The sequence below is a fragment of the Kitasatospora sp. NPDC015121 genome (assembly GCF_055562955.1).
In genome coordinates this window covers 25,420-32,345 of the sequence record NZ_JBVHEH010000051.1, presented here as the reverse complement: position 1 = coordinate 32,345, position 6,926 = coordinate 25,420, and the positions used below count along the sequence as shown (strand labels likewise).

The window sequence follows — 6,926 nt, the reverse complement described above, 5'->3', positions numbered from 1 at the left end:
CGCTTGGCTCCATACCTACAATCACCACCGCGGACACACCGCACTCGCAGGCAAACCACCCGCCAGCCGCGTAACCAACCTCACGGGTCAGTACATCTAGGCCCTTCCCGGCCCGGCCGGTGCCGGGTGCCACCGACCGCCGGGGCCGGGAGGAAACCGGTTTGACCCGGGCGCGCCGGGCGGTGATAGGACTGGAGGCACTATGAACATCACGGTCTTCTGCTCCGCCAACTCCCTCGACGCCAAGTACACCGCCCCGGCGGCCGAGTTCGCCCGGCTGCTCGGCGAGGCCGGGCACACGCTGGTGTGGGGCGGGTCGCACGCCGGGCTGATGGGCCAGCTCGCGGACGGGGTCAAGGCGGCCGGCGGCCGGCTGGTCGGGATCTCGGTGGAGTTCCTGCGGCACAAGGCGTACGAGGGCGCGGACGAGCTGGTGACCATGCCGGACCTGCCGACCCGGAAGGCCGAGCTGCTGGCGCACGGCGACGCGCTGGTGGTGCTGGTCGGCGGGGTCGGCACGCTCGACGAGATCACCGAGGTGCTGGAGCTGAAGAAGCACGGCCTGCACGACAAGCCGGTGGTCGTCCTGGACAGCGAGGGCTTCTACACCGGCCTGCGCCTCCAGTTGGAGCGGATGGACGCCGAGGGCTTCCTGCCCCGCCCGCTCGCCGAGCTGGTGGCCTTCGCGCAGACCCCGGCCGAGGCCCTCGCCCACCTGTCCGCCCACCAGTCGTAGAGGAAGATCGAATTGGGTGTCCACCTGATCACCGGCGCCGGCTCCGGCATCGGCGCCGTCGTCGCCGACAAGCTCACCGCCCGCGGCGAGGAGCTCTGGCTGCTCGTCCGGGACGCGCGCCGCACCGCCCAGCTGCGCGAGCGCTACCCCGACGCGAGGACCCTGGTCGGCGACCTGGACGACCCGGCCAAGCTGTCCTGGGCCTTCGGGCACCAGACCCTCCCGGTCGAACTGGACTCGCTGCTGCACGTCGCCGGCGTGGTCGAGCTCGGCACGGTCGCCGAGACCCCGGTCAAGGCCTGGCAGCACCAGCTCAACGTCAACGCGGTCGCGCCCGCCGAGCTCACCCGGCTGCTGCTGCCCTCGCTGCGGCTGGCCCGCGGCCACGTGGTGTTCGTCAACTCCGGCGCCGGCCTGCGCGCCGACCCGACCTGGGGCTCGTACGCGGCCAGCAAGTTCGCGGTGCGCGCGCTGGCCGACGCGCTGCGGCAGGAGGAGCACGCCAACGGCGTCCGGGTGACCAGCGTCTACCCGGGGCGGACGGCCACCCCGATGCAGCAGAAGGTGCACCAGCAGGAGGGCCAGGCGTACGACCCGGAGCGCTGGATCGCGCCGGAGTCGGTCGCCACCGCCGTCCTCACCGCGCTCGACCTGCCGCGGGACGCCGAGATCACCGAGATCACCGTCCGGCCCGGCAGGTAGCGCGACCGGGGAGGGGTGCGGGCCGTTTCCCGTGCCCCTCCCCGGCCTCGTAGGCTCTCCCCGTGACTGACGTGGACGTTTTCGCGGAACTGGCCGGAGCGGCGACCGGGGTCGGCTCGATGCCCGGCGGCGACGCCAGGGACACGGCCCGGGGCGTGACGGCCGAGCTGGAACAGCTCCCGCACCTGCCCGAACTGCCCGCCCGCGGCCCGGGCGCCGACATGATCGGCCGCGGCGCCGGGCTGCTGACCGAGCTGTTCGTGCAGACCGAGCCCAGCGGCTGGCGCTTCACCGACCGCCCCGGCCGCGACACCAGGCGGGCGGTGTCCTGGCTCGGCGAGGACCTCGACGCCCTGGAGGAGTACGCCCAGGGCTACGGCGGCCTGCTCAAGGTGCAGGCCGCCGGCCCGTGGACGCTGGCCGGCTCGATCGAGCTCAGGCACGGCGAGAAGGCGCTCAGCGACCCCGGCGCCTGCCGCGACATCGCCGGCTCGCTCACCGACGGCCTGCGCCGCCACCTGGCCGACGTCCGCCGCCGGGTCCCCGGCGCGACCGTGGTGCTGCAGCTCGACGAACCGCTGCTGCCCGCCGTGCTGGCCGGCTCGGTGAAGACCGCCAGCGGCTTCCAGCGGCTGCGCGCGGTGGACCGCCAACTCGCCGAGCAGGCCCTGCGCGAGCTGGTCGGCGGCCTCGACGCGCCCGTCCTGGTGCACAGTTGCGCGCCGGAGGTGCCGATCGCGCTGCTGCGCCGGGCCGGCGTCGCCGGGATCAGCCTGGACTTCGGCCTGCTGACCGAGCGCGCCGACGACGACCTCGGCGAGGCGGTCGAGGGCGGCACGCTGCTGCTCGCCGGTGTGGTGCCGTCCACTGACGTCGAAAGGTCGGACCCGGCCGGTAGTGTCCAGGGTGTCAGGACGCTGTGGCGCCGGCTCGGTCTGGCCCCCGAACTGCTGGGCCGCCGAGTCGTGGTGACCCCCACGTGCGGGCTGGCGGGGGCCTCCCCGGCGTACGCGCGGCGGGCGCTGGCCACCGCGGTCCGCGCCGCCCGGAGCCTGGTGGACAACCCGGAGTAGCGAACGAGGAGGACGGCGCGGTGGCGGCTGTGGAGGGCTGGGAGGAGATCCCGGCGGAGGTGCGGACGCGGCACGCCGAACTGGCGACCGAGATCGAGGAGCACCGTTCCCGGTACTACGAGCAGGACGCGCCGGTCGTCACCGACGCCGAGTTCGACGCCCTGATGCGGGAGCTGCAGGCGCTGGAGGACGAGCACCCGGCACTGGTGACGCCCGACTCGCCCACCCAGAAGGTCGGCGGCGCGCCCACCGCGCTGTTCGCCCCGGTCGAGCACCGCGAGCGGCTGCTCAGCCTGGACAACGCGATGGACGGCGAGGAGCTGGCCGCCTGGGCCGAGCGGGTCGCCACCGAGCTGGCCGGCATCGACTACCACTACCTGTGCGAGCTGAAGGTCGACGGCCTGGCCGTCAACCTGACGTACGAGCGCGGCGTGCTGGTGCAGGCCGCCACCCGCGGCGACGGCCGGGTCGGCGAGGACATCACCCCCAACGTCCGCACCATCGCCGAGATCCCGCACCGGCTGCACGGCGAGGACCTGCCGGAGCTGGTGGAGGTCCGCGGCGAGGTGTTCTTCCCGACCGAGGAGTTCGAGGCGCTGAACGCCTCCTTCGAGGCCGAGAACGTCCGCCGCCGGCAGGAGAACGAGGAGCGCGCCAAGGAGGGCAAGCGGCCCCGGGCGCTGATCCGGCTGTTCATGAACCCGCGCAACGCCGCGGCCGGCTCGCTCCGGCAGAAGGACCCGCTGGTCACCGCCGCCCGCCCGCTGCGGATGGTGGTGCACGGCATCGGCGCCCGGGTCGGCTTCGACATCGACCGCCAGTCGCACGCGTACGACCTGCTGCGCGGCTGGGGCCTGCCCACCGCCCGGCACAACCGGGTGGTCGGCACGCTCGACGAGGTGCGGGCGTTCATCGAGCACTTCGGCGAGCAGCGGCACTCCGTCGAGCACGAGATCGACGGCGTGGTGGTCAAGGTCGACGAGATCCCCCTCCAGGGCCGGCTCGGCGCCACCTCCAAGTCGCCGCGCTGGGCGATCGCCTGGAAGTACCCGCCGGAGGAGGTCACCGCCGAGCTCGCCGCGATCCAGATCGGCATCGGCCGCACCGGCCGGGCCACCCCGTACGCGGTGCTGGCGGAGCCGGTGAAGGTGGCCGGGTCGATGGTGCAGTACGCCACCCTGCACAACCAGCAGGTGGTCAAGGCCAAGGGCGTGCTGATCGGCGACACCGTGGTGCTGCGCAAGGCCGGCGACGTGATCCCGGAGATCATCGGCCCGGTGGTGGAGAAGCGCACCGGCGCCGAGACCCCGTTCGAGATGCCGGAGAAGTGCCCGGAGTGCCGGAGCGTGCTGCGCCCGATGTCCGAGGGCGACATCGACCTGCGCTGCCCCAACGCCCAGTACTGCCCGGCCCAGGTCCGCGAGCGGATCGCCTTCCTCGGCGGCCGGCAGTGCCTGGACGTCGAGGGGCTGGGCTACGTCGCCGCCACCGCGCTCACCCAGCCGCTGCCGCCGGTGGAGGCGCCGGTGCGCAACGAGGGCGACATCTTCGGGCTGACCGAGGAGCGGCTGCTGCCGATCAAGGTGCTGGTGCGCGACCCGAAGACCGGCATGCCCAAGCCGGACGACAAGACCGGCAAGGAGAAGGAGGTGTTCTTCTTCGCGAACAACGCGGGTGCGCCCAAGAAGAACACCGGGGTCCTGCTGGAGAACCTGGACAAGGCCAGGGACCGCCCGCTGTGGCGCTTCCTGAACGGCCTCTCGATCCGGCACGTCGGCCCGGTCGCCGCCCAGGCGCTGGCCCGCGAGTTCCGCGACCTGGACCGGGTGTTCGCCGCCGACGAGAGCGAGCTGGCCGCCGTCGAGGGCGTCGGCCCGACCATCGCCCGGGCGGTCAAGGAGTGGTACGCCGAGGACTGGCACCGGGAGATCCTGGAGAAGTGGCGCGCCGCCGGCGTGGTCTTCACCGAAGAGGCCGAGGAGCGGGGCGAACGCCCGCTGGAGGGCCTGACCGTGGTGGTCACCGGCACGCTGGCCGGCCACACCCGGGACGGCGCCAAGGAGGCGCTCGCCTCGCGCGGCGCCAAGGTCACCGGCTCGGTGTCGAAGAAGACGCATTTCGTGGTGGCCGGTGACAATCCCGGCTCGAAGTACGACAAGGCGGTGCAACTGGGCCTCCCGGTGCTGGACGACGCGGGATTCGCCGTCCTGCTGGAGCGGGGCGCGGACGCCGCCCGGGCGCACCTCGGCCTGGAGCCGCTCGGCGGCGCGGACGGGGGCGCGGACGGGGGCGCGGACGGCGCGCGGGAGGCGGACGGGGCGGCCGCCGCGACCGGCGGGACGGGTGCGAACGGAGCGGGCGCGGTGGGGGAGAACGCCGACGGGGAGACGGCGAAGAGGGATTCCTGACGGGTCGTTACCGTCCTGATGCCGCGCCGGTCGGGTGTTCGAGAAGGAAATCGGGCATGGTGTCACTGAACAACGCGCGGATATGACGTAGCGCTCAGAGGTGGCCCGAAAGTGCGCCCAGGCGGCGCACCCCGGCATACCCTGGGCGCTACGAACTGTCAGCAGGAGTGTGTGGCGCCGGCCTTCCGGCCGGGGCCCCGGGGACACGCCCTCGTCTGACGTCCACCGGCACCTCTGAGGAGAGGGGTGCCTCACCGTGAGGCGGCCCCGCCGGGGGGCGGGCCCGACGGAGGACTGGGCTTATGGATCGTACGACCGGCGGCGCGCCCACGCGTCCGCCGCAGGGGGTGGCAGGGGCGGTCCTGCTGCTCGGCGTGCTGCTGGCCGGGGCCGCGCCGCTCATCCCGCTGGCCGTCCTGGTGTACCGCTACGAACCCGAACTGCTGCCGCTGTTCGCGGTTCCGCTCGCCGTGCTGGTCGCCGCCTGGCGGATCGCCCGGGACCGGGCGCGCGACCAGCTCACCGACCCGCTGACCGACCTGCCCAACCGGCAGGCCCTGCTGATCGCCACCCAGGAGGCACTGGCCCGGCACGAAGCCGAACCCGGCCACGGCGTCGGGCTGATCCTGCTCGACCTGGACCGCTTCCGCTCGCTCAACGACGCCCTCGGCCACACCGCGGGCGACCGGCTGCTGGTGCACATCGCCCGCCGGCTGCACCGCGCCCTGCGCACCGGCACCGGCCACCCCAGGGACGGCGAGGACGCCACCGCGCTGCCCCCGCCGGTCGGCCGCGGCGAGCGCCCGGTGGTGGCCCGGATGGGCGGCGACGAGTTCGCGGTGCTGCTGCCCGGCGTGGGCAGCACCGAGGTGCTGGAGCGGACCGCGAAGGCGCTGATCGCCGAACTGGCCGCGCCGATCCGGCTGGACGGCCTGCTGCTCGTCCTGGAGGCCAGCGCCGGAGTGTGCGCCTACCCGACCCACGCCCAGGACGCAGAATCGCTTCTGCGCCGGGCCGACGTCGCGATGGGCCACGCCCAGCACAGCCGCAGCGGCGTCGAGAGCTACGACGAGGCCCGCGACCTCGACACCCCGTACCGGATCGGCCTGCTCGGCGACCTGCGGCGGGCCATCGAGATGAACGAGGTGCAGCTGCACTACCAGCCCAAGGTGGCCTTCGACGGCAGCGTCGTCGGCCTGGAGGCCCTGGTCCGCTGGGACCGGCCCGGGCAGGGGCGGGTGGCGCCGGACGAGTTCATCGCCCTCGCCGAGTCCTCCGGGCTGATGCCGCGGCTCACCGACTACGTGCTGGAGAGCGCCGTCGGGCAGATCGCCCGCTGGCGCCACCAGGGCCTGATGGTGCCGGTCGCCGTCAACGTCTCGCCGCGCGACGTCCTCAACCCCGGCTTCGCCGCCCGGGTCGCCGGACACCTCACCCGGCACCAGGTGCCGGCCGCCGCGCTCCAACTGGAGATCACCGAACGGCTGTTGCTCGACGACAGCCGGCGGGCCGCCGACACCCTCGCCGAACTGCGGCGCTACGGCGTCCGGATGTCGCTGGACGACTTCGGCACCGGCCACTCCTCGCTGGTGCGGCTGCGCAGCCTGCCGGTCGGCGAACTCAAGATCGACCGCTCCTTCGTCTCCCGGATGGTCGCCGACGACCACGACGCCGCCGTGGTCCGCTGCTCGGTCGAGCTCGCCCACTCGCTCGGGCTGACCGTGGTCGCCGAGGGCGTCGAGGACGACGAGACCTGGGAACGGCTGCACGACATGGGCGTCGACGCCGTCCAGGGCTGGCTGGTCTCCGCGGCGCTGCCCGCCGACCAGGCCACCGCCTGGCTGCTGGTGCGCCGCAACGAAGCGCCGCCGGTGGAGTCGCTGCCGCGCTGACCGCGCGCACCGAGGGGTACCGCCCGGGAACGCGTTCCCGGGCGGTACCCCTTCTGCCCATAGGATGGCCCCTTAGGACCGAAAGGACGGGTGTGCCCAGCGCCGCCCGGTCCAC

General features: G+C 73.8%; 5 protein-coding genes. All 5 read left to right on the top strand.

The window, feature by feature from the left end:
- Nucleotides 1-202: 202 nt before the first annotated feature.
- The 5 genes from ACZ3J7_RS38630 (at nt 203) to ACZ3J7_RS38610 (ending at nt 6,811) form a co-directional block, all read left to right on the top strand.
- Nucleotides 203-736, top strand: coding sequence for an LOG family protein (locus ACZ3J7_RS38630; protein ID WP_465628086.1), 534 nt, complete (start codon nt 203-205; stop codon nt 734-736).
- Between the two features lie 12 nt (nt 737-748).
- The gene (locus tag ACZ3J7_RS38625; protein WP_465628084.1) at nt 749-1,438 is read left to right on the top strand and encodes an SDR family oxidoreductase; all 690 of its coding nucleotides are present in this window, start codon (nt 749-751) and stop codon (nt 1,436-1,438) included.
- Nucleotides 1,439-1,557: 119 nt separating this feature from the next.
- On the top strand, nt 1,558-2,511 hold the full coding sequence (locus ACZ3J7_RS38620; protein WP_465628088.1) for a methionine synthase: 954 nt from the start codon (nt 1,558-1,560) through the stop codon (nt 2,509-2,511).
- Nucleotides 2,512-2,531: 20 nt separating this feature from the next.
- Nucleotides 2,532-4,919: an NAD-dependent DNA ligase LigA gene (gene ligA / locus ACZ3J7_RS38615; RefSeq protein WP_465628083.1), complete on the top strand. Its 2,388-nt coding sequence runs from the start codon at nt 2,532-2,534 to the stop codon at nt 4,917-4,919.
- A gap of 302 nt (nt 4,920-5,221) precedes the next feature.
- On the top strand, nt 5,222-6,811 hold the full coding sequence (locus ACZ3J7_RS38610) for a putative bifunctional diguanylate cyclase/phosphodiesterase (protein ID WP_465628081.1): 1,590 nt from the start codon (nt 5,222-5,224) through the stop codon (nt 6,809-6,811).
- Nucleotides 6,812-6,926 lie beyond the last annotated feature (115 nt).